This is a genomic window from Vibrio sp. 10N.222.55.A1 (assembly GCF_041473835.1).
Lineage (GTDB): Bacteria > Pseudomonadota > Gammaproteobacteria > Enterobacterales > Vibrionaceae > Vibrio > Vibrio crassostreae_C.
Genome location: NZ_JBFRSX010000005.1, coordinates 14,166 through 36,891, shown reverse-complemented (window position 1 = coordinate 36,891; position 22,726 = coordinate 14,166). Strand labels below are relative to the sequence as shown.

At 45.2% G+C, this 22,726-nt stretch carries 17 protein-coding genes; 8 read left to right on the top strand and 9 right to left on the bottom strand.

Annotation, left to right across the window (positions count from 1 at the left end; genetic code table 11):
* Positions 1 to 17: 17 nt before the first annotated feature.
* Entirely contained in the window at positions 18 to 548 is a 531-nt protein-coding gene (locus tag AB4493_RS00915; protein WP_171732302.1) for an AAA family ATPase, read from the top strand.
* A 144-nt stretch (positions 549 to 692) separates the two neighbouring features.
* Here AB4493_RS00915 and typA read toward each other — a convergent pair whose 3' ends face one another.
* Complete coding sequence (gene typA, locus AB4493_RS00910) at positions 693 to 2,528, bottom strand: translational GTPase TypA (protein ID WP_017070104.1); 1,836 nt, start codon at positions 2,526 to 2,528, stop codon at positions 693 to 695.
* Positions 2,529 to 3,090: 562 nt separating this feature from the next.
* On the opposite strand from typA, the gene glnA reads away from it, so the two are divergent.
* From glnA to AB4493_RS00885, 5 genes are all read left to right on the top strand, one after another.
* On the top strand, positions 3,091 to 4,500 hold the full coding sequence (glnA, locus tag AB4493_RS00905) for a glutamate--ammonia ligase (protein WP_017059221.1): 1,410 nt from the start codon (positions 3,091 to 3,093) through the stop codon (positions 4,498 to 4,500).
* A gap of 214 nt (positions 4,501 to 4,714) precedes the next feature.
* Positions 4,715 to 5,284: a DUF4124 domain-containing protein gene (locus AB4493_RS00900; RefSeq protein WP_017059222.1), complete on the top strand. Its 570-nt coding sequence runs from the start codon at positions 4,715 to 4,717 to the stop codon at positions 5,282 to 5,284.
* Positions 5,285 to 5,452: 168 nt separating this feature from the next.
* On the top strand, positions 5,453 to 6,529 hold the full coding sequence (gene glnL, locus AB4493_RS00895) for a nitrogen regulation protein NR(II) (RefSeq protein ID WP_019826501.1): 1,077 nt from the start codon (positions 5,453 to 5,455) through the stop codon (positions 6,527 to 6,529).
* Positions 6,530 to 6,650: 121 nt separating this feature from the next.
* The gene (gene glnG / locus AB4493_RS00890; RefSeq protein WP_017063059.1) at positions 6,651 to 8,054 is read left to right on the top strand and encodes a nitrogen regulation protein NR(I); all 1,404 of its coding nucleotides are present in this window, start codon (positions 6,651 to 6,653) and stop codon (positions 8,052 to 8,054) included.
* A gap of 108 nt (positions 8,055 to 8,162) precedes the next feature.
* Complete coding sequence (locus AB4493_RS00885; RefSeq protein WP_017063058.1) at positions 8,163 to 10,745, top strand: GGDEF and EAL domain-containing protein; 2,583 nt, start codon at positions 8,163 to 8,165, stop codon at positions 10,743 to 10,745.
* A gap of 83 nt (positions 10,746 to 10,828) precedes the next feature.
* Here AB4493_RS00885 and hemN read toward each other — a convergent pair whose 3' ends face one another.
* The 5 genes from hemN to AB4493_RS00860 form a co-directional block, all read right to left on the bottom strand.
* The gene (gene hemN, locus AB4493_RS00880; protein ID WP_017070103.1) at positions 10,829 to 12,220 is read right to left on the bottom strand and encodes an oxygen-independent coproporphyrinogen III oxidase; all 1,392 of its coding nucleotides are present in this window, start codon (positions 12,218 to 12,220) and stop codon (positions 10,829 to 10,831) included.
* Between the two features lie 284 nt (positions 12,221 to 12,504).
* Entirely contained in the window at positions 12,505 to 12,993 is a 489-nt protein-coding gene (locus AB4493_RS00875) for a DUF2489 domain-containing protein (RefSeq protein WP_017060164.1), read from the bottom strand.
* 6 nt (positions 12,994 to 12,999) lie between these two features.
* Positions 13,000 to 13,557 carry a Der GTPase-activating protein YihI gene (gene yihI / locus AB4493_RS00870; protein ID WP_017060163.1) on the bottom strand — a complete coding sequence of 186 codons (558 nt, stop codon included), beginning with the start codon at positions 13,555 to 13,557 and terminating at the stop codon, positions 13,000 to 13,002.
* Entirely contained in the window at positions 13,557 to 14,195 is a 639-nt protein-coding gene (locus AB4493_RS00865) for a class I SAM-dependent methyltransferase (protein WP_010433503.1), read from the bottom strand. The genes yihI and AB4493_RS00865 overlap by 1 nt, the downstream gene beginning before the upstream one ends.
* Positions 14,196 to 14,752: 557 nt before the next feature.
* Complete coding sequence (locus tag AB4493_RS00860) at positions 14,753 to 15,370, bottom strand: cytochrome c (RefSeq protein WP_012602993.1); 618 nt, start codon at positions 15,368 to 15,370, stop codon at positions 14,753 to 14,755.
* A 148-nt stretch (positions 15,371 to 15,518) separates the two neighbouring features.
* On the opposite strand from AB4493_RS00860, the gene yihA reads away from it, so the two are divergent.
* Positions 15,519 to 16,181 carry a ribosome biogenesis GTP-binding protein YihA/YsxC gene (gene yihA, locus AB4493_RS00855; protein WP_372051193.1) on the top strand — a complete coding sequence of 221 codons (663 nt, stop codon included), beginning with the start codon at positions 15,519 to 15,521 and terminating at the stop codon, positions 16,179 to 16,181.
* Between the two features lie 218 nt (positions 16,182 to 16,399).
* Positions 16,400 to 16,999 carry a GTP-binding protein gene (locus AB4493_RS00850; protein WP_050652015.1) on the top strand — a complete coding sequence of 200 codons (600 nt, stop codon included), beginning with the start codon at positions 16,400 to 16,402 and terminating at the stop codon, positions 16,997 to 16,999.
* Between the two features lie 507 nt (positions 17,000 to 17,506).
* On the opposite strand, the gene polA is transcribed toward AB4493_RS00850, so the two are convergent.
* The 3 genes from polA to hemB all read right to left on the bottom strand — a co-directional run bounded on the left by polA (position 17,507) and on the right by hemB (position 22,540).
* Entirely contained in the window at positions 17,507 to 20,305 is a 2,799-nt protein-coding gene (gene polA / locus AB4493_RS00845) for a DNA polymerase I (protein WP_372154377.1), read from the bottom strand.
* Between the two features lie 680 nt (positions 20,306 to 20,985).
* Positions 20,986 to 21,420, bottom strand: a complete 435-nt coding sequence (locus AB4493_RS00840; protein WP_017063054.1) for a GNAT family N-acetyltransferase — start codon at positions 21,418 to 21,420, stop codon at positions 20,986 to 20,988.
* Between the two features lie 76 nt (positions 21,421 to 21,496).
* Positions 21,497 to 22,540 (bottom strand): porphobilinogen synthase, encoded by a 1,044-nt coding sequence (hemB, locus tag AB4493_RS00835; RefSeq protein WP_017060158.1) that lies wholly within the window; start codon positions 22,538 to 22,540, stop codon positions 21,497 to 21,499.
* Positions 22,541 to 22,726 lie beyond the last annotated feature (186 nt).

Genomic DNA, 22,726 nt, shown 5'->3' with positions numbered 1-22,726 from the left:
AATAAAGATAAGCCCGTATGAACCCAATCATTATTACTGGCGGCCCTGGCGCCGGAAAAACCACATTGATCAATGCTTTGGGTGATGCGGGTTACCCCACCTTCGCAGAGTCCTCTCGTCAGTTAATCGAACAGCAGAGTCAACTTGAGAACGGTATCTTACCTTGGTTAGACCTTCCAGGCTTTGCTCGCCTATGTTTAACCGTCATGAGCGAACACAAAGACCAAGCCAGTCAGCATCCTGTTGCCTTTCTCGATCGCGCCATTCCAGATATCTGTGGCTACTTGGCTCAGGCGAAACTAGAGATAAACACAACCTACCGAGAAGCGAGCCAAGGTTATCACCCCCAAGTGTTGTTCTGTCGCCCTGAGGCTTCAATTTATGTACAAGATGATGTGAGACCTTATCCGTTTGAGGAGGCGTTAGAGATTCACCACGCGTTAGAAAGAGTCTACCAAGAACTTGGTTATGAGGTGGTTGAAGTGCCGTTTATGCCAGTCGAAGAACGGCTTCAATTCGTTGAGCGTTACTTAGGTATCAAAAGCTAGATCCCCAACTCGGTCGTTCCTCCCTCTTGAGGATGACGAAATCTCGTTTAACCGTATCTAAACAAACTAAAAAACAAAAGCCCCGAGCAGCTAGGCTACTCGGGGCTTTCTTATCTACTTAGCTAGAAGCTAGTCAGCTGGCAATTAAGCCTTAGCTGGACGTGCTGCACGCTTACGTTCGTTTTCAGTAAGAAGCTTCTTACGGATACGAATGCTTACTGGCGTTACTTCTACTAGTTCGTCTTCGTCGATGAACTCAAGAGCTTGCTCTAGAGTGTGACGGATAGGTGGCGAAAGAACCTGTGCTTCATCAGTACCAGATGCACGAACGTTCGTTAGCTGCTTACCTTTCAGACAGTTTACTGTTAGGTCGTTTGAACGGTTGTGAATACCGATGATTTGACCTTCGTATACTTCATCCGCGTGCTCAGCAAATAGACGACCACGTTCTTGTAGGTTGAATAGTGCGTAAGTCAGAGCTTTACCAGTTGCGTTCGAGATTAGAACACCGTTGTTACGTTGACCGATTACGCCGCCTTTGTGAGGGCCGTAGTGATCAAATGAGTGGTAAAGAAGACCAGAACCAGACGTTAGAGTTAGGAACTCAGTTTGGAAACCGATAAGACCACGAGAAGGCATCATGAAGTCCATGCGAACACGGCCTTTGCCATCTGGAGACATATCAGTTAGCTCACCTTTACGTAGACCGATGTTTTCCATGATGCCACCTTGGTGCTCTTCAAGCACGTCGATAGTCACAGTTTCAAACGGTTCAGTTAGGTTGCCATCTTCGTCTTTCTTGATGATAACTTCTGGACGAGATACAGCTAGTTCGAAGCCTTCACGACGCATGTTTTCAATCAGGATAGACAGGTGAAGTTCACCACGACCTGAAACACGGAAGCGATCCGGGTTATCAGTTTCTTCAACACGTAGTGCAACGTTGTGTACTAGTTCTTTTTCTAGACGCTCAAGGATGTTACGTGAAGTAACGAACTTACCTTCTTTACCCGCGAACGGAGAAGTGTTTACTTGGAACGTCATTGTTACTGTTGGTTCGTCAACAGAAAGCGGAGTCATTGCTTCAACATTGTTTTGGTCACAGATAGTGTCTGAAATCTTCAGCTCACCAAGACCAGTGATTGCAATGATGTCGCCAGCGTTAGCTTGCTCAACTTCGTGACGGTCAAGACCTAGGTAACCAAGAACTGTACCTACTTTACCGTTACGTTTTTTGCCTTCTGCATTCACGATAGTTACTTGTTGGTTTGGTTTAACAGAACCACGAGTAACACGAGCAACACCGATAACACCTACGTAAGAGCTGTAATCAAGTTGCGAAATTTGCATTTGTAGTGGACCGTCAAGGTCAACTGCAGGCGCGTCTACTGTATCAACAACAGCTTGGAACAATGGTTCCATGTTCTCGCCAGTTTCGCCTTCAGTCATTGTTGCCCAGCCGTTTAGAGCTGAAGCGTAAACAACTGTGAAGTCTAGTTGCTCATCAGTAGCACCTAGGTTGTCGAAAAGGTCGAATACTTGATCCATAACCCAATCAGGACGAGCGCCTGGGCGGTCAATCTTGTTGATTACAACGATTGGCTTAAGACCGTGTGCGAATGCTTTTTGCGTTACGAAACGAGTTTGAGGCATTGGGCCATCAACTGCGTCAACGATAAGCAGAACAGAGTCAACCATAGACATGATACGCTCAACTTCACCACCGAAGTCCGCGTGTCCCGGAGTATCTACGATGTTGATGCGGTAATCATTCCAGTTGATTGCTGTGTTCTTAGCAAGAATGGTAATGCCACGCTCTTTTTCGATGTCATTCGAATCCATGACACGCTCTTCAGCTTCACCACGAGACTCAAGAGTGCCTGACTGTTGTAGCAGTTTATCAACCAAAGTCGTTTTACCGTGGTCAACGTGCGCGATGATCGCGATATTTCTTAACTTATCAATCTGTGGAGTAGACATGGATTCTCGATTCACTCATAAAAGTAGCCGTCACTTATCTCAAAAGTTTGGATAATAACCGCTAGCTTGATTTAAAAAACGGTCAATAATATACCAGATTCTAGACAAAAACCCAGAAATATGTGATCTGAACCAAGGCTTTTTTCTTTATTAGCGATTCATATCCGCTTAACTTTGATTCAGTACAGTGTTGAGCAGCCAAATTCGTAGGACTCTAAAAAAGTATCACCTACGAGTGGCGAGCCAAATCTCCCGCAAAATAACAAAAGTGGATTGACAACTTAGGCAATTCATTGCTGAATGGTGCTCGCTTATGTCTCATATTGGTGCACAGACAAACAGTTGCACCAATAAAGTGCAACTAGAGATCATTTTGGTGCAAAAACCAGATTAAGAAAAATCGCAAAACAAGTAAATCATTGAAATTAATGGAATAATTTTTTTGGCACGTTTTTGGCAGTAGATAAATCAGCATCGATTAATGCACTTATAGACATTAATCAATGCTAGTTTCAACCGAATCGAGCTAATACCGAATTAATAACACTGGAGGTTATCCAAGATGTCAGTAGAAAATGTACTATCCCTGATCCAAGAGAACGAAGTTAAATTTATCGACTTACGTTTTACTGATACAAAAGGTAAAGAGCAGCATATCTCTATTCCTTCTCACCAAGTTGATGCAGACTTCTTCGAAGAAGGCAAAATGTTTGACGGCTCTTCAGTAGCTGGTTGGAAAGGCATTAACGAATCTGACATGGTAATGATGCCAGACGCAGCATCTGCTGTACTGGACCCATTCACAGAAGACGCAACACTAAACATCCGTTGTGACATCCTTGAGCCTGCAACAATGCAAGGCTACGACCGTGACCCACGCTCTATCGCTAAACGTTCTGAAGAGTACCTACGTTCTACAGGTATCGCAGACACAGTTCTAGTTGGTCCAGAGCCAGAATTCTTCCTATTTGACGACGTTAAGTTCTCAAACGACATGTCTGGTTCTTTCTTCAAGATCGATGACGTAGAAGCAGCTTGGAACACAGGTTCTGACTTCGAAGGCGGTAACAAAGGTCACCGTCCTGGCGTTAAAGGCGGTTACTTCCCAGTAGCTCCAGTAGATTCATCTCAAGACATCCGTTCAGCAATGTGTCTAGTAATGGAAGAGATGGGCCTAGTTGTTGAAGCTCACCACCATGAAGTAGCAACTGCGGGTCAAAACGAAATCGCTACTCGCTTCAACACACTAACAGCGAAAGCTGATGAAACTCAAATCTACAAGTACGTTGTACACAACGTTGCTCACGCATTTGGTAAAACAGCGACATTCATGCCTAAGCCACTAGTTGGTGACAACGGTTCTGGTATGCACGTTCACCAATCTCTAGCAAAAGACGGCGTTAACCTGTTTGCTGGTGATAAGTACGGCGGCCTATCTGAAATGGCTCTTTACTACATCGGTGGTGTAATCAAGCACGCTCGTGCAATCAACGCGTTTGCTAACCCATCAACTAACTCGTACAAGCGTCTTGTACCTGGTTTCGAAGCACCTGTAATGCTTGCTTACTCAGCACGTAACCGTTCTGCTTCTATCCGTATCCCAGTAGTACCAAGCCCTAAAGCACGTCGTATCGAGCTACGTTTTGGTGACCCAGCAGCTAACCCATACCTATGCTACTCAGCAATGCTTATGGCTGGCCTTGACGGCATCAAGAACAAGATTCACCCAGGCGAAGCTATGGATAAAGATCTATACGACCTTCCTGCAGAAGAAGCAGCTGAAATCCCAACAGTTGCAGAATCTCTACAAGAAGCTCTAGCAGCGCTTAGCGAAGACCGTGAGTTCCTAACAGCTGGCGGCGTATTCTCTGACGATTTCATCGATTCTTACATCACTCTGAAATCTGACGACGTACAACGCGTGAACATGGCTACACACCCACTTGAGTTTGAACTGTACTACTCAGTTTAATCTCCTGTAGAGATAAGCCATTTCTTACTGCAACCTTGTAAGAATCGCTGACTAAATATTAGGCTCGCCTCGCAGGCGGGCCTTTTTTATATTCTCCCTCCCCCCGCTTCCTCGTACCATACCTTAGACAAAAGCCCTCAGAGGCTGTCGCGCTAAATACAATAAAACCAACGCCAAACGTGAAATCACCTAGCGGTGAAAAGAGGCTAAAGATATGAAAAACATACTGTTCCTAATCGGGTTAACAGTCGCGCTCTCGTGCTCTGCTCAAACGGTGTATACCTGGATAGATGAAGATGGCGTGCTCCACTTTAGTGATAACCCTAGCGCTCAAGATGCCGAGGCTCTTCGCCTGCCAGATGTGCAAGCTTCAGCACCCGCCCCTAAATTTGAGGCCTCAACTCCGGTTGACGCTGCTGCTTCCTCTACAACTAAAACGGCAACGCCAGCCAAAACTCAGGCAGAAACCGAAACCACAAAGCGCGAGGTTCCTACTCAATTAGCCCTCACCATGTTGACTCCAGTTCATGATCAAACCATTCGTAGTAATCGCGGCTTAATCCCGATTCAGATAGAGCTCAACCGAAAACTTGGTATAGGTGAGCAATTACAATTGATGCTCGATGGCCGTCGATATGGCGCCCCACAGACCCAACCTATTTGGGAATTAAAAGGTATCGATCGAGGTACTCACACCATTGCAATTCAAGCACATAGAAGCGGCAAGCTTATTGCATCTACTAGTCCAGTCACCGTGTATTTACATCGAGCGACGCTCAAGTAGGCCAATGTGTTAAAAGAGGCCAAATAACCTCTACTTTTCACCTAATCGAAGCAGCTTTCAGCGACTCTAATGAATTATCTTTAGCTTCTGGTTGATATGCGCCATACTTGAACTTAGCTACGCACCAATTTGGTGCAGTGAGAAAAACACCAGTTCAAGGACGAAATAGTGAATCGATCAGCCAAAAGCGACAGCATAGATACACACCATCTTTCCAGCGCCATTCTCGACAATATGGTGACTTCGACATTGATGCTCGATGAGCAATTGTATGTCCGATACGCCAATCCGGCCGCTGAGCAGCTCTTTTCACAGAGCGCACGACGCATCGTTGATCATCCACTGAGCCAACTTATCCAACACGCTTCACTTGATTTGGCACTGTTGACGCAACCGCTACAAAGTGGCCAGAGCATTACCGACAGTGACGTTACCTTCGTTGTTGATAACCGCCCACTGATGCTTGAAGTCACGGTTAGCCCAATATCTTGGCAGCGAGAGACGCTGTTATTGGTTGAGATGCGCAAGATAGACCAGCAAAGACGCCTTAGCCAAGAGCTCAACCAACATGCACAACAACAAGCGGCTAAGTTGCTGGTACGCGGGTTAGCACATGAGATCAAAAATCCACTAGGTGGCTTAAGAGGTGCGGCGCAGTTACTTGGGAAAATGCTTCCTGATCAGTCTCTTAATGAATATACGCAGATCATTATTGAGCAAGCCGACCGCTTAAGAGCATTAGTCGACCGCCTGCTTGGCCCACAGAAGCCGGGGACTAAATCAGAAGAGAACCTTCACCAGATACTTGAGAAAGTCAGGCAGCTCGTAGAGCTCGAATCGGGTTCAACGCTCGCCATCGAAAGGGATTACGACCCGAGCCTACCGGACATCTTGATGGATTCGGCACAGGTTGAACAAGCGATGCTCAATATCGTGAGCAATGCAGCGCAGATTCTAAAGACTCAAGATTCTGGCAAAATCACCATTCGCACCAGAACGGTGCATCAAGCAAATATTCACGGGCAGCGACACAAACTCGCAGCTCGTATTGAGATCAGCGATAACGGTCCGGGCATCCCCGATGATTTAAAAGATACCTTGTTTTACCCAATGGTCAGCGGACGAGAAGGTGGAACAGGGCTGGGGCTATCGATTTCTCAAAACCTGATCGATCAACACAATGGGAAAATTGATGTTGAAAGCTGGCCAGGCAACACCACATTCACGATTTATCTACCGATTTAGGTCATAAGAACCTCGCTATTGGACAGCGAGATGAAAGGCTTAGCTCGGTAACACAAAGATTAAGAGATCATAAAAACAACAATGATTATCACAATAGATTTGGCTGCAAAGGAATTGAATTATGAGTAAGGGATACGTTTGGGTCGTCGATGACGACAGCTCTATCCGCTGGGTAGTAGAGAAAACACTTTCATCTGCGGATATTAAGTGTGAAACATTTGCTGATGCTGAGAGCGTGTTGCTTGCGCTTGAGCGCGAGACACCGGACGTATTGGTGTCTGACATTCGCATGCCCGGCATTGACGGGATTGAGCTGTTGCATCAGGTTCATCAACGCTCTCCCGACCTGCCCGTGATCATTATGACCGCGCACTCAGACCTTGATGCGGCGGTGAATGCTTATCAAAAAGGCGCCTTTGAATATCTTCCAAAGCCGTTCGATATTGATGAAACACTGACTCTAGTCGAACGAGCGATCGCGCACAGCCAAGAGCAGAAACGCGAACAAGCCAGTGAGGTCGCTGAAGACACCAACGCGCCAGAAATCATCGGTGAAGCACCGGCAATGCAGGAGGTTTTCCGAGCGATTGGCCGTTTGTCTCGCTCATCCATATCCGTGCTGATCAATGGTGAATCGGGTACCGGTAAAGAATTGGTCGCTCACGCTCTGCATCGTCACAGCCCAAGAGCTAAGAAGCCCTTCATTGCCTTGAACATGGCAGCAATCCCCAAAGATCTGATCGAGTCTGAACTGTTTGGCCACGAAAAAGGTGCCTTTACCGGTGCTAACAGCGTTCGCCAAGGACGCTTTGAACAAGCCAACGGCGGCACGCTTTTTCTTGATGAGATCGGTGACATGCCACTCGATATCCAAACTCGCTTGTTGCGTGTACTTTCTGATGGTCAGTTCTATCGTGTCGGCGGTCACTCTGCAGTTAAGGTAGACGTTCGTATCGTTGCCGCAACCCACCAAGATCTTGAGCGCTTAGTGCATGAAGGCGACTTCCGTGAAGACCTTTTCCACCGACTCAACGTTATCCGAATCCATATCCCGGCACTTCGCGAACGTAAACAAGACATTGAAAAGCTGACTCATCACTTCCTAGCATCCGCCGCCGAAGAGCTCGGTGTTGAAGTGAAGACACTGCATCCTGAGACCATTTTGAAGCTCAACCAGCTCAATTGGCCTGGTAACGTACGTCAGCTTGAGAATATTTGTCGTTGGTTAACGGTGATGGCTAGCGGCAGCGAGATACTGCCTTCCGATCTACCACCGGAATTGTTGGAAGAAAAAGTCGTGACCACTTCAGGTTCTGGGGATAACTGGCAGCAACTGCTCGCTAATTGGGCAAAGTGTGCGCTTGATTCAGGAGAAAAAGAGCTGCTAACTTATGCTCTGCCAGAATTTGAACGTATACTGCTAGAAGCTGCACTCCACCACACTAATGGTCATAAACAGGATGCAGCTAAGGTTTTGGGATGGGGAAGAAACACCCTAACTCGTAAACTCAAAGAACTGTACTAGACCTTATATGATTCTCGATGCAGCTACTTTTTAACCAAAAAAGTGTCGCTTGGTTTGAATAGTGTCGGTACAATTACAGTACACTATTCACCAAAGTTGTAGCTAAAGATGTCTTTGAAAACACAAATTACTTTGAGAACCGCAGTGGTTCTGCCATTCGTGATGATTTTTCTGTTCACTATGGGTGTAATGGTTTTCACTCAAAAGCTAAGCTACAAAGAGATGGTGAGTGATGTTAGTGCACGCCAGCTGACATCACTGACTGACAATGTTCATCAAAGCCTGTCTAATTTTTTAGAAAAGCCATTTCACGCCAACCTCTCGCTCAGCCATAACATCGGCTACCACCATCTTTATCAAGCAGGCAATCTTAGTAAGGTCCAAGACTATATTTTTTATACGTTTTCAGACCATTACACTGCTGTACCTCAACTCGATGCGATCGGCTTTGGTTCTGAAGATGGTAACTACGTCGGTTTCCGCAAAGAAGCCAACAAAGGCTACACCTTGATGGTGCAAGACGAACGCACCAATGATCAGCTGGTCATTTACCGTGGCAGCAAAATTAGTGAAGACATTCGATCGGTGATTTCAGGTTACGATCCTAGAATCCGTCCTTGGTACACACCCATTGCGACACAGAAAAAACCGTTATGGTCACCAATTTATGCCAATGCTGACGAACGTCAAGAAATCACCTTATCTGCTCTAGCGCCTATCTATGATGATAATGAATTCAAAGCCGTCGTAGTCAGCGACATCAAAATCAATACCTTCAATGCGTTTCTCAGAAAGCTCAAAGATAGAACGGATGCCTCTGTTTACATCATCGATAAGCAGCAACGCTTGGTCGCGCACTCAGGCGGAGGCAGTGTCGTTTCATGGGGCACAGGACAAACCAACAAAGGGCAACGCAAACTAGCAACAGAGAGTGCTAATCCAGTCATACGTGAGAGTGCTAGCTACGTAGAGCAATTCCACCTAATCGAGAATTTGGGCGAGCAGCGCTTTAGTTTTAGCCTAGACAACGAACGCTACTTCAACCAAATCACCCCATACGAAGATGAGCACGGGCTCACGTGGTTTATTGGGGTGTCGATCCCTGAAAGCAATCTGCTCGGTGAATTGCCAGAAAATCAAAGAAACAGTTGGTTGCTTGGGCTAGCACTGAGCTGCATTGGGGTCATTGCAGGATTAATTGCCTTTAATCGCGCAACCCAACCCATCACCTCGACAGCGGATGCGGCAAAACGCCTTGCTAAGGGCGATTGGGACGCGAGCATGCCAAAAACAGGGCATATATATGAAACCAGCATGTTGGTCGAGTCATTCAATGAAATGACCAACAACTTAAAGGCTTCGTTTCATGCATTACAGTCTCAACTTACCTATGACTCATTAACCAAGCTATACAGCCGTGAAGGCTTTATTGACGCTGCCAAGAAACACCCCGACAACGAAAAAGGCACACTGTATTTGATTGGTATTGATCGCTTCCGAGACATCAATGACAGCCTAGGTCATTACAATGGCGACCAGCTACTTATCATTGCGGCTGCTCGTTTAAGAGGCACACTGCCATCCGAATACCTACTAGCTCGCACTGGTGGTGATGAGTTTGCCATCTACGCGCCAAACGTAACGCAAAGCGATGATGTTCAGCTGCTGACTAACCGCTTACTTCAAACCTTCGCTTCCCCATTTTCAATGGAATCGGAAAGCGTGGTGATTAAGGTATCGATGGGGATAGTGAATGTCTCGAATCTTCACGACATTACACTCCTGCTACGCAGCAGCAGCATTGCATTGAGCAATGCGAAACAAGACAAAACCAGTGTCTGTATTTATAGCCTTGAAATGGGCAAAGCATCGAGACATCGCACCAAGATGTTAGCGCGGATGAACCGAGCGATTGAGCTTCAACAGTTCGAACCGTTTTATCAGCCTATTATTGATCTGGAATCTGGCTCGACCATAGGAGCAGAAGCTTTAGCTCGCTGGATAACGGATGAAGGGGTGATCTCGCCACTCGAGTTCATTCCTCTCGCGGAAGAGAGCGGGCTCATTGACGATATCGGAAAACAAATTCTGCATAAGTCGTGTCGAGATACAGCCATCGCGATTGAGTCAGGAAAATGGAGCAAGGACTTCTCGATTCACGTTAACCTGTCGGTCGATCAACTGAGTGAAAGTGGCTTTGTGGAACAAGTAAAAGGCACGTTGCGAGACACAAATCTGCCAGCAAGCAACCTGACACTAGAGATCACCGAATCACGCATCGTCGACAACGACCCGACCATCATCGATAACATGCTGACTCTAAAAGCACTAGGGATATCAATTGCGATTGATGACTTTGGTACCGGCTATTCGTCACTGGCTTACTTACACAAACTGCCATTCGACTGCCTTAAGATCGACCGCAGCTTTGTCAGCAAACTTGATAAAGAGAACCTAGATAGCTCCATCGTCGCGGCCATCGTTAACATCACTAAGGGCTTCAAAGTAAGCTTGGTGGCAGAGGGCGTTGAAACACAGCAACAGGCTGAACTTCTCAAGCAGCTGCAGTGCCCGCTTGCTCAAGGCTTCTTATACAGTCGCCCAGTTCCGTTTGACCAATGGCCTACCGACCTCATCAACTCCAAGCAAAGTGCCAAGGTCAAACAAAATACCACTGAGAGTCTCACCTAAACCAGGCAGAAATCGAATGAGTCAGATACAAAAATGCCAGCATGATGCTGGCATTTTTTATTGTTCTATTCTCTATCGAGCGATTAGATAACGCGAGAGAATTGCTGCTGGCGAGCCTTTGCTCGTAAGTATTTATCAAAACACATACAGATGTTACGGATCAGCAAGCGGCCACGCAGAGTAACGCGGATTTCTTTGTCATCGACTTCAACCAAATCATCGTTGATGAAGGTTTGTAGAAGCTCTAAATCTTCTTTGAAGTAGCGATTAAAGTTAACCGAGAACTCAGATTCGATCATTGTTTTATCAAGCTTGAAGTTACAAATCAGCTGCTTGATCACTTCACGACGTAGAAGGTCGTCACTGTCTAGAGCAACACCTTTCCAAAGTGCATGACGCAGGTCATTCACCTGAGCGTAGTACTTCTTCAGCTCTTTCTGATTTTGTGCGTAAGCATCACCAACCATAGAAATCGCAGAAACACCGAAACCAATTAAGTCAGCTTCACCTTGGGTGGTGTAGCCTTGGAAGTTACGATGCAGAATACCTTCACGCTGTGCTACGGCTAGCTCATCTTCAGGTAGTGCGAAGTGATCCATACCAATGAACTGGTAACCCGCTCCCGTTAGCGTCTCGATGGTATCTTGCAAGATAGCCATTTTCTCTTTCGCTTCAGGTAGATCTTCGTCTTTAATCTTACGCTGCGCCGCAAACAGCTGAGGCATGTGTGCGTAGTTAAATACCGATAAACGGCCCGGCTTCATTTCTAACACTTGCTTCAATGTTTCAGCGAACAAAGCTTGAGTCTGCTTTGGTAGGCCGTAGATCAAATCCAGGTTAGTTGAACGGAAGCCTAGCTCTTTCGCTCGTTTAACCATCGCAATGATGAACTCTTCATCTTGCTCACGGTTAACCAGTTTCTGCACTTCTTTATTGAAGTCTTGCACGCCAATGCTCAGGCGGTTGAAGCCTTCGTTACGCAGGTGGTCAAGTACGTCTAGCTCAATCTCACGCGGGTCAACTTCAATACTGATTTCAGCGTCAGCGGTGAAGTTAAACTCTTCACGCAAAATACTCATCAAACGAGTGATTTGTGTTTTGGTCAAGAACGTTGGCGTACCACCACCGAAGTGCAATTGCGTCACTTCACGGCCATTCAATAAAGAGGCGCGTTGGCGGATTTCATGTTCAATCACATCAAGGTACTCATCCGCTTTATGCGAGTGACGAGTAATGACTTTATTACAACCACAGTAGTAACAAAGCTTGTGGCAGAACGGGATATGCACGTAAAGAGAGAGTGGACGCTCAGGATATTGAGTACACGCCATGTCGTAATCAGCGACGGTAAACGCTTCATGAAACTCCAACGCAGTTGGGTATGAGGTGTAACGAGGTCCCGAATAGTTGTACTTGTTTAAGATCTCTTGATCCCAAACGATTTGCTGATTCGTTGTTACTGGCTTGCTCGACATAGCGGTATTTCCAATTTAGATCCGCGAGAACCTAAGGTCTCTCAAATCATTTTACATACATTAAAATATAGACGGGTTATTTTGCCACACGACCTGTAAGGTCGTTCCAAGACAAAATCAATTTTTTAGACAAAAACTCAGAACTGCTAGCTTGATCACTAACAAAGCGTCGGGATTAACGAGACGCAAAAGGTAAGAAGGCTCATTTAACACTATCTATAAAGATAAGGTGTCTCAAGAACACCCTGTATTAAACAAGCCTCTATTTTAAATAGTCTTAGCGACTAGATCATCTGAATGTTGATTTGGTTGTTGAGAGGTTTAACCTTCTCTTGCAACCTTTTCAGATCTTCAATGACCGCATCATTCAAGCGAGTCTCTGCCTTATGGCGCGTGAGATTCTGCTGCATGCGCTCTTTCTTCGTCAGTTCCTGTCTTGCCTCTCCGCGAGCCATATCTTTTACGATATGGTACAGCTCAGAAAGAGCAGGATACTCAGAATCAAAATCGACACGCTCATCACCCTGAACATTATCCATAATGATACACACTCGGATACTGATCTCAGGTAAGTCACATTGCCCTTGAATGCCCGCTAAGCACAAAGTATTTACGTTTTCGTAAATCGTCGCGTTGCGTTTTTCAATGGCTAGTGCTTGATGCTGCTTTTGCAACTCCGTCTGCTTCTTCACTTGAAGTAGAAGGTAACCTGCGTAAGAGCCCAAGCCGAGAATGATAATTCCACCAGCAATTGCTAATAAGGTTACGTTCACTGGCTATTAACCTTTAAAGCTGTCTAAATCGAAATCTTCGAATTGAGATAGCAAGTCTTCGTCAGAGCTCGCTTTCTTCTTAGAGGCAACCGGTGCTTCTTCGAAGATCTCTTCTTCATCGTCTTCTGGCTCTAGTAGACCTAAGCGGCCCATTAGGTGTTCGATACGATCAAGTTTCTCATCAACAAACTTCTGTAGACCAGCACCTAGGTTTTCACCATTTTCGATACGATCTAGGAGTGTGTTCAGTTGAGCGTCATTCTCAAGCATCTCTAACTCTTGTTCGTTAGATAGCTTGCGCTCTTGTTTAGTCGGCTTCTTCGCTGGTTCAACGATCAGCGGAATTTTTTTCTTGCTGCCTAAACGTGGATCACGAGCTTGTGCAGCTTTACGCTGTTTTGCTTCGCTACCATCTGAGTGACGGCTGCCAGACTTAAGGCCTTTACGCTTTTTAACACGCTTACGTTCACGACCTTCAACATCAGATTCACTACGGTTACGAGTAACCATAGGCTCCGGAGCGCCAAGTGCTCCCGGCTTTCTTGATTTCTTACTACGACCCATTACTGCACTTTCCTCAGTAAAATTACATCATTTCCAAAAAATTCTAGTTCGAGCTTATCCCGCTCTGCCAAAAACTGGAATGTTTGACGACTAAAGAAGACGACATGTGTCGGGTCATTCTTGTAGTGCCAACCAGCAAACGCGTCTACGTCTATTACTAGTTTAGTCATAAGACCAATCCAGCCCTTGGGTTTAACTAAATTCAACCATTGCTGCCACACTTTGTCTGGGTGATAAAGATGCTCTATCACCTCCGTGGCAGTCATAAAGTCATACGTTTTTTCCAACACAGAGGGTTCTGGGTGGTAATAGATATCGTACAACTCCATGGTGTGTCCGGCTTCTTCTAACATAATAGATAGCGTAGGGCCTGGGCCACAACCAAAATCCAACCCGTGTGAGTTAGATGAAATTTTGTCTGTTAGTGGATCCGCGATGCGAGATAAAAAGCGGCGATAGCCTGCATCACTAGGATCGTTCTCATGGAGATCATAGTGTGCTTTTTCTTCTTTTGCTTCTAACCTTTGTTCAGGTTTAACAAATACCAGTTCACATTGCTGACACTGCAGATAGGCTCTGCGTTTGTCTTCAAAATAGTGATTCACGCCTTGGTGATGGCATAAGGGACAAGTATACATAGCACATCCTTAAACAGGGATGCGAAACATACCAGAAACTGAGTTTATAGTGGAGAGGTATTGGGTGTTTTTTCATCAAATCAATAAAAAAAGCGATAGGAAAACCTATCGCTCTCTAAATCTGCCTATATCGGCCAAAATTTGCATACTCAACTTGGTACACAAATCTCCATTTGTTATTGGTGCTTTCCATGCCAAATTTGTTTGTTGTTCATCGTCCTGATGAGTTTTGGCTATCCTTTTCTAACACCTTGTTGCTGGGCTGTCCTAGCCTGATCCATTTCTGTCTATACCGTTAGACTAGATGATCATCCATATCTAAGTCAGCTCCTAGCTGATGGCGGTTACTTTACCGTGTTACAAAAAGACTACAAGAGTGCGACTTCACACTTTTGTACACAAATCGATCACACATTGATAAATCAGACATAAACACAAAACGCATTAATAAAACCAATACAAAAGAAAACGCCCCGACCATTACTGATCGGGGCGTCTCTTCAATCTCGCTCGAACGTACATTCCTTTACTCTGGCTAAGAGCAAGAAACCGACAAATTAGTGTAAACCACCAACGTACTTCGATAAGGTATCAATATCAGCGTCTGTTAACTTTTTAGCTACATCACGCATCATCGCATTCATGTCGTTATTACGGTCACCATCGCGGAATTTTTCAAGTTGAGCCTTGATGTAATCTGCGTGCTGACCTGAAATCTTAGGGAAACCAGAAAGTTCGGTACCATTACCACGAGGGCCATGACAAGCAATACACGCCGTTACGCCGCGTTCTGCGTTACCCGCTGTGTAAAGAACCTTACCTTCATCTACTACATTTTCAGGAGTAGAGTTACTAGAGATAGGTAGAGAGGCGTAGTATGCCGCTAGGTCAGCCATATCTTCTTCAGATAAAGGCATCGCCATTGCACCCATTACAGGTTCGTAACGACCTTGCTTACCACCACTTGTCATACCTAGCTTAAGCTCTTTTAACTGCTTCTCTAGATACTTCTCATGTTGACCAGCCAGCTTAGGGTACTGAGTGATCAGGCTGTTGCCGTCAGCACCGTGGCAGGCAACACATGTTTGTGATTTGGCTTTACCAGCTTCAATACTACCTTGAGCCCATACTGAGCAGCTGGCTAAAAGACTCAAAATTAGCGCTAATTTCTTCATGACATTCCATTATAATTATCAAGCTTCCAGTACCACTCTATGTTGCCACTCATGGTACAATAGGCGACCTTATGCCGAGCACGGTTATTTTACACAAATTCACAAAAAAGTAATCAATCGACTACACAAAGTCGAGATGGAGTTAACAGTGAGCGTAAAAATTCATTATCAAAACACGCATTTCATTACCAGTGCACCTGATATTCGTCATTTACCAGAAGACGAAGGGATCGAAATTGCGTTTGCAGGACGCTCCAATGCTGGTAAATCTAGCGCGCTAAATCGCGTTACAAACCAAAAAAGCTTGGCGAAAACCAGTAAAACACCCGGTCGAACTCAGCTAATCAACCTATTTAAGGTAACGGACGGTTGTCATATCGTCGATTTACCTGGATATGGCTTTGCTCAAGTACCACTTGAGATGAAGAAAAAATGGCAGAAGTCGCTAGGTGAATACCTACAACGACGTGAAAGCCTGAAAGGTTTAGTGGTATTGATGGATATCCGTCACCCAATGAAAGACCTTGACCAACAAATGATCTACTGGGCTATCGATAGCCGCATCCCAGTACAGGTTTTGTTAACAAAAGCAGACAAACTGAAAAGTGGTGCGCGTAAAGCACAGCTACTGAAAATCCGTAACGATGCAAAATCTTTCGGTGGTGATGTTGCGGTTGATGTCTTCTCTTCAATGAAGGGCATCGGCGTTGACCAACTGCGTGCCAAGATGGATGAGTGGTTTGCGCCTGCGCTTCTTGCTGATCAAATCATTGATGAGTTAGCAGACGAAGAGCACAACGACTCAGAGTAGTTCCTCTACTTATCGCTATAGGTTAGAGCACTTACAACACGTGATTTAGCCTTATCAATGCCCCTCCTTATATAGGCGGGGTATTTTTTTGCCCAAAAATGAGTGAGTTAAGCCTAAGTTTTTAGTGTTAAAAATCGGATTTAGCCACTAAAACCAATAGAAGTGAACCATACTAAAAGACACATCTAAATAATCAGAACAATGAGAAAGGAATACTCATGTGGAAAACACCATTGGCCATCATTGCACTTATGTTGGTCTCACTGACAGGGTTTGCCTCTGAAGCAGAACAAGAACAAGCCCCACTGATCAATGTCGATATGACCTTAGACCTCGATGGCATGGAAAAGTACGCCCAAGATGCGAGTGAGTCTCTTGAGGTGATATCGCAATCTTTGCAGGCGATAGTCAACAACCCCAACCTAAGCGACGACCAGCAACAAGCCCTCAATCAAACCGTTGAAAGCATCAATAAGCTTGCGAGCTCCACCAAGACATCCCTCAATCAACTGCCACAAGCCTTAGACCAATCTCGACTCGCCTTTAAACAAACCAGCCAAGTGCTGTTGGATGATATTCAGACTAAGATCATCATTGCGCTGGCGGCCGTTATCGCCGTCATTATTATCGCTTTGACCGCTATCTATCTGCTTATCCTGAAACCAATGCAGCAAACCTTGGTAAAAGCGACCAACAATATCTCTTCGATGGCGCAATCCATCCAGATCACCGCCGAAGCTCTGAAATATAGCACCGAGAAACAACAGAAAATCATGGATTACATTGAGCATTCACCGACTCAATACACTGATAAATAAGGCGTGAGCCATCAATCCTTTATCGATAACTTGTAAAATAAAAGTTATTTCAAGTGATAAAACAATCGACTTAGAGACGGATTTAAATTACCAAAATCTGATCGAATTCCAGATCTAAGGCAAATCAGGGGTTTATCACTGTGCTTGAGAAAGTGTAATAAAAGGCACTAAAAATGAGAGGTTTTACGGGGGAATGGTAGGGTGGAAATATTTTTCTTTCGCACAAGAAAAAACGCCCCAGTCAAATACTGACTGGGGCGGCTGAATCAGCCTAATCCAATAACGTGAAACAAAAGGTCTGAAAGATAGAACATCTTACCTCTGTACCCTACGAGATTTAATGTACAACAATTGCTCAGAAATGAAAACAATTTTTGTAGTTTTTTTTCATGAATGTTTTATTAAAACATCTAAGTTCTTTTCACAGCTTATCTTTATTCGAGACAAAAAAAAGCCAGTGTTTGTGCACTGGCTCATACTAATTTGCTTAATAAGGTCAAAAACTGATTAGTGGGCTTGATCCCAGTTATCACCGTGGCCAGCTTCCGCCACAAGCGGCACTTCTAGTTCTGCCGCGGATTCCATCAATTGTTGTACTTTACTTTCAATTTCGGCTAAAGCTGACTCTTCCACTTCAAACACCAATTCATCGTGTACTTGCATCAATAGCTTCACACGACCATCGCCTTCGGCTTGAATCCACTCATCGACTAACAACATCGCTTTCTTAATGATGTCCGCTGCTGTGCCTTGCATTGGCGCGTTGATCGCCGCACGCTCAGCAGCTTTACGACGCATGCCATTACGAGATTGAATTTCAGGAAGGTGCAAACGACGACCGTAAATGGTTTCAACGAAGCCCTGCTCTGAAGCAGCACTGCGCGTGTCTTCCATGTACTGCATCACACCAGGGTAGCGCTCGAAGTAAGTATCCATGTAGTGCTGTGCTTCGCCACGAGGAATACCTAGCTGCTTAGCCAAACCAAAGGCACTCATACCGTAGATAAGACCGAAGTTAACGGCCTTAGCACGACGACGTTGTTCCGTCGTTACATCCTCAATATTAACGCCGATGATCTCAGCCGCAGTTGCTGCGTGGATATCTTTACCTTGTTGGAATGCTTCCAGAAGCGCTTTATCACCCGACAGGTGCGCCATGATACGCAATTCAATTTGAGAGTAATCGACCGCTAGAATCTTCCAACCATGTTGTGCAACGAATGCTTGGCGGATACGACGGCCTTCTTCATTACGAATTGGGATGTTCTGCAGGTTTGGATCTGTTGAAGACAATCGACCCGTTGCTGTCACCGCTTGGTGATAAGACGTATGAACACGACCCGTTTCAGCGTTGATCATCTTCGGTAGTTTATCTGTGTAGGTCGACTTTAGTTTCGCAAGGCCACGATACTCAATGATCAGCTTAGGTAGCGGGTAATCAAGAGCCAACTCTTGCAGCACTTCTTCGTTGGTTGAAGGTGCACCTGATGGCGTTTTCTTGATAACAGGCAGACCCATTTTCTCAAACAGGATCGCTTGCAGCTGTTTTGGCGAGTTCATGTTGAACTCTTGCTCTGCAATCTCGTAGGCTTTCTGTTCTAGCTCATCCAATCGAACCGCAATCTCTTGCGATTGAGCGCCCAGCAACATGTCATCGATGAATACGCCGGTACGTTCAATGCGAGACATTACAGGGATCAGTGGTACTTCGATTTCTTCATAGATGGCTTTTAGCTTTTCATCTTGCTCAATGTTTTCCATCAAACGGTTATGAAGACGTAGTGTCACGTCAGCATCTTCTGCTGCGTATGGAGACGCTTCTCCCAGCTCAATCTGGTTGAAAGTAAGCTGCTTCTTACCTTTACCTGCGATTTGCTCAAATGAGATGCAGCTGTGCTGAAGGAAACGCAGCGCTAGGCTATCCATATCATGCTTGCCGCCAACGCTATTAAAAACATAAGACGCTAGCATGGTGTCGTGCTTGATGCCTTTCATCTCGATACCGTAGCGCGCTAAAACGCTCATATCGTACTTCAGGTTTTGACCGACTTTAGGCTGTGCGTCATCTTCAAGAATCGGCTTAAGCTGTTCAAGTACCCAATCACGATCCAGTTGTTGAGGTGCATCTAAGTAGTCATGAGCAACCGGTACGTAAGCGGCAACGCCTTCTTCAGTTGCGAATGATAGACCAACAAGGTTAGCCACCATGTAGTCCAAGCTATCCGTTTCAGTATCAAAGGCAAACACCTCTGACGCTTTCAGTTTCTCTAGCCACGCATTAAAAGAGGCTTCATCTAGGATGGTTTCGTAGTTGCTGCGATCAATCGTCACTGCAGAGGTGTTCATTTCTACAGTAGATGTAGTTGATGCCTCGCTGCTGCGCACTGCACCCGACTTCTCATCCGCCTCAACCACACCGCTGCCGCCTTCAAGTAGCTCGTTCAACCAAGATTTGAAGACCAGTTGACCGTATAGCTTAATCAGCTCATCCGTATTTGGTTGTGCTTTTACAAGCGACTCAGGTGTCTCTTCTAACTCGACGTCCAGTTTGATCGTTGCAAGCTCGTAAGACATCTCAGCGTTGTCTTTATTATCAATCAGCTTCTTAGCCATGGTTTTTGAACCACGGAAGCCAAGAGCGGCAATATCATCCAGGTTTTGATACAGCTTTTCGATGCTACCAATGCCTTGTAGTAGAGCAGTTGCTGTTTTGTCACCAACACCTGGAACGCCAGGAATGTTATCCACTTTATCGCCCATCAGTGCAAGGTAGTCGATAATCAGCTCAGGTGGGATGCCAAACTTCTCTATCACGCCTTCGCGATCCATAACCACGTTGGTCATGGTGTTGATCAAAGTAACGTTGTCATCAACCAGCTGCGCCATATCTTTATCGCCAGTACTGATCAAAACCGGCATGCCCGCTTTAGATGCTTGAGAAGCTAGCGTACCAATCACATCATCCGCTTCAACGCCTGGGATCGAGATAAGTGGTAGACCCATTGCGCGAATCACGTTGTGCAAAGGTTCGATCTGACAACGTAGATCATCCGGCATAGGTGGACGATTAGCCTTGTACTCTGGGTACATGTCATCACGGAACGTCTTTCCTTTTGCATCAAAAATAACCGCAATACGATCAGAAGCAAATTGACGCATCATGCTGCGCAGCATGTTAACTACACCGTAAACCGCGTTAGTCGGGATATCACCATTGCTCATGGTGCCAGGGTAAGCATGAAACGCGCGATATAGGTAAGAAGAGCCATCGATCAGAATCAATGGATTATCAGGAATACGAGCCATAATGTTTGTGTATCCAGTAAGTACAGAAATTATCTGTTAAGAATGCCACGTCTGTTGGTTGGATTCCACGTTGTCGATCTGTATCCGTTCACTCGGTTGTGTTCGTTATAATCGATTTGTTGTTATTTTTTGTTCTTAGACGCAAGCGTTCTGTGGATAACTCTGTTTATATTATTTATCCACCCTGTTGAGAACTACGGTGAACAACTCAAAAAACACCAATAAACAACTGAAAATAAAGAATAATTTTACAGATCGAACAGATGATCAACGATCTTTTCTCGATCTTGCGTTGTGGAAAAGAATGCGGATGGCGTTTTATTCATAAAAATACGTGCCACTAAATATGCATCTTGTTGAAATGGTAGGTATAAAAAAAAGCGACACCCGAAGATGTCGCCTAGCAAAAACCGGTAAAGCCATTCAAATTGAATACCACAGCTTTACCTAAAAGCTATAAATTACACTGGAAGCAATGTGAGCAATGTCGTGTCAAAAAGAACTTAGTACAAGTTCGCGAGAATTCTGTTGGGTAACCAAGTAGATACTTGAGTACTTAACATCCTTGTGAACATTTCCTCATTCCCTAAGACGAAGTTAATAATAATGATTCTCATTTAATAGTCAACAATTAAATGATAATAAATCTCATTTGATTTATAAACCGTTAACAGCAGTGCTTAAATTTGCTTCAAAAAATGGATTCTATGGTCATTAATGTCTTCTTTTTCTTCAAATCTTTCGATTAGGTAACCGTTTCTCAATAACAGGCGCAACATTGCAGGGAACTGGTTACGAGACTTAACCTTTAACTGTCTGTAGCCCTGCTCTTTCGCCCACTGTTCCTGAACGTCTAATTGCGCCTGTGCAACGCCTTTGTTCCTCGCGAGCGGTGACACGCCACCAAACCAGCTGTAAAAAGTATCTTGATCCAATTCATAGCCGATCTTAAAGCCAAGCAACACGCCAGCTTCTTCAGCCACTAAGATAAGGCTCTTTTTCCCTGCCAGCCGCTCTGACAGAGAAGCGACACTCTCTTTTTTAGCGAACTCAGAGATCTGCTCGACCACAGACACCACTTCTTCTAAAGAACCTTCACGTACGACAACTGACATCTTATTCATCCTTATAAACGAAAGGGCTGGCACAATGGCCAACCCTTTACTGATCACTTAAGTGAGATCTACACGGTTACTTTTCTTTTAAATGCTCAGCAGCTTGTGCGTTATCTTCAGCAAGCCACTCTGCGACATCTTTAGCGAAGTAAGTAAGAATGCCATCAGCGCCAGCACGCTTAAAGCACAACAGTGATTCCATGACGGTTTCGCGCTCTTTCAGCCAGCCGTTTTGAATCGCCGCTTTGTGCATCGCGTATTCACCAGATACTTGGTAAGCAAACGTAGGCGCTTGCAGTTCGTGCTTAACACGACGAACAATATCAAGGTAAGGCATGCCTGGTTTCACCATCACCATGTCCGCACCTTCATTAAGATCCATCGCGACTTCATGAATCGCTTCATCGCTGTTGGCTGGATCCATCTGGTAGTTCTTCTTGTTACCACCTTTCAGGTTCGAAGCACTGCCAACTGCATCACGGAATGGGCCGTAGTAGCACGATGCATATTTTGCAGAGTACGCCATAATCTGAGTATGAATATGGCCCGCTTCTTCTAACGCTTCACGGATCTTACCAATGCGACCATCCATCATATCCGATGGGGCAACTACGTCAGCACCCGCTTCAGCGTGTGATAATGCTTGCTTGATCAAGACTTCAGTCGTCTCGTCATTCATCACGTAACCATCTTCATCGATGATGCCGTCTTGGCCGTGAGTGGTGAACGGGTCTAGTGCTACGTCAGTAATAACGCCAATGTTTGGCACATGCTCTTTTAGTAAACGTACAGCGCGCTGCACCAAACCTTCTGAGTTATGAGCTTCAGCTGCGCATAAACTTTTAGCATCTTGGTTCACGACTGGAAATAGAGCAATCGCAGGAACACCCAGCTTTGACAGGTAATCTGCTTCCTCAAGCATGTAGTCGATCGACAAGCGTTCAACACCTGGCATTGACTCGACAGGCTCGCGGCGGTCTTTACCCATCAGGATAAACATTGGGTAGATTAGATCATCCACAGACAATTGATTTTCTGCCATTAGGCGACGGCTAAAGTCGTGCTTACGCATACGGCGCATACGGCGACCTGGGAATTGACCTTGAATTGAAACAGACACTAGATTCTCCTTGCCTATTCTAAGCACCGAAATACTTAGATATGAAAAGTGCTAAATACAGGCAAAAGCATATCACTGATGGCTCAGGACGCTAGCAGTAAAATATGAAACCTACTCAAAAATAGGGATAAATGGCAAAAAATGACCTTCTCCTCACACTGCCGTATACTCATGACAACTCAGTAA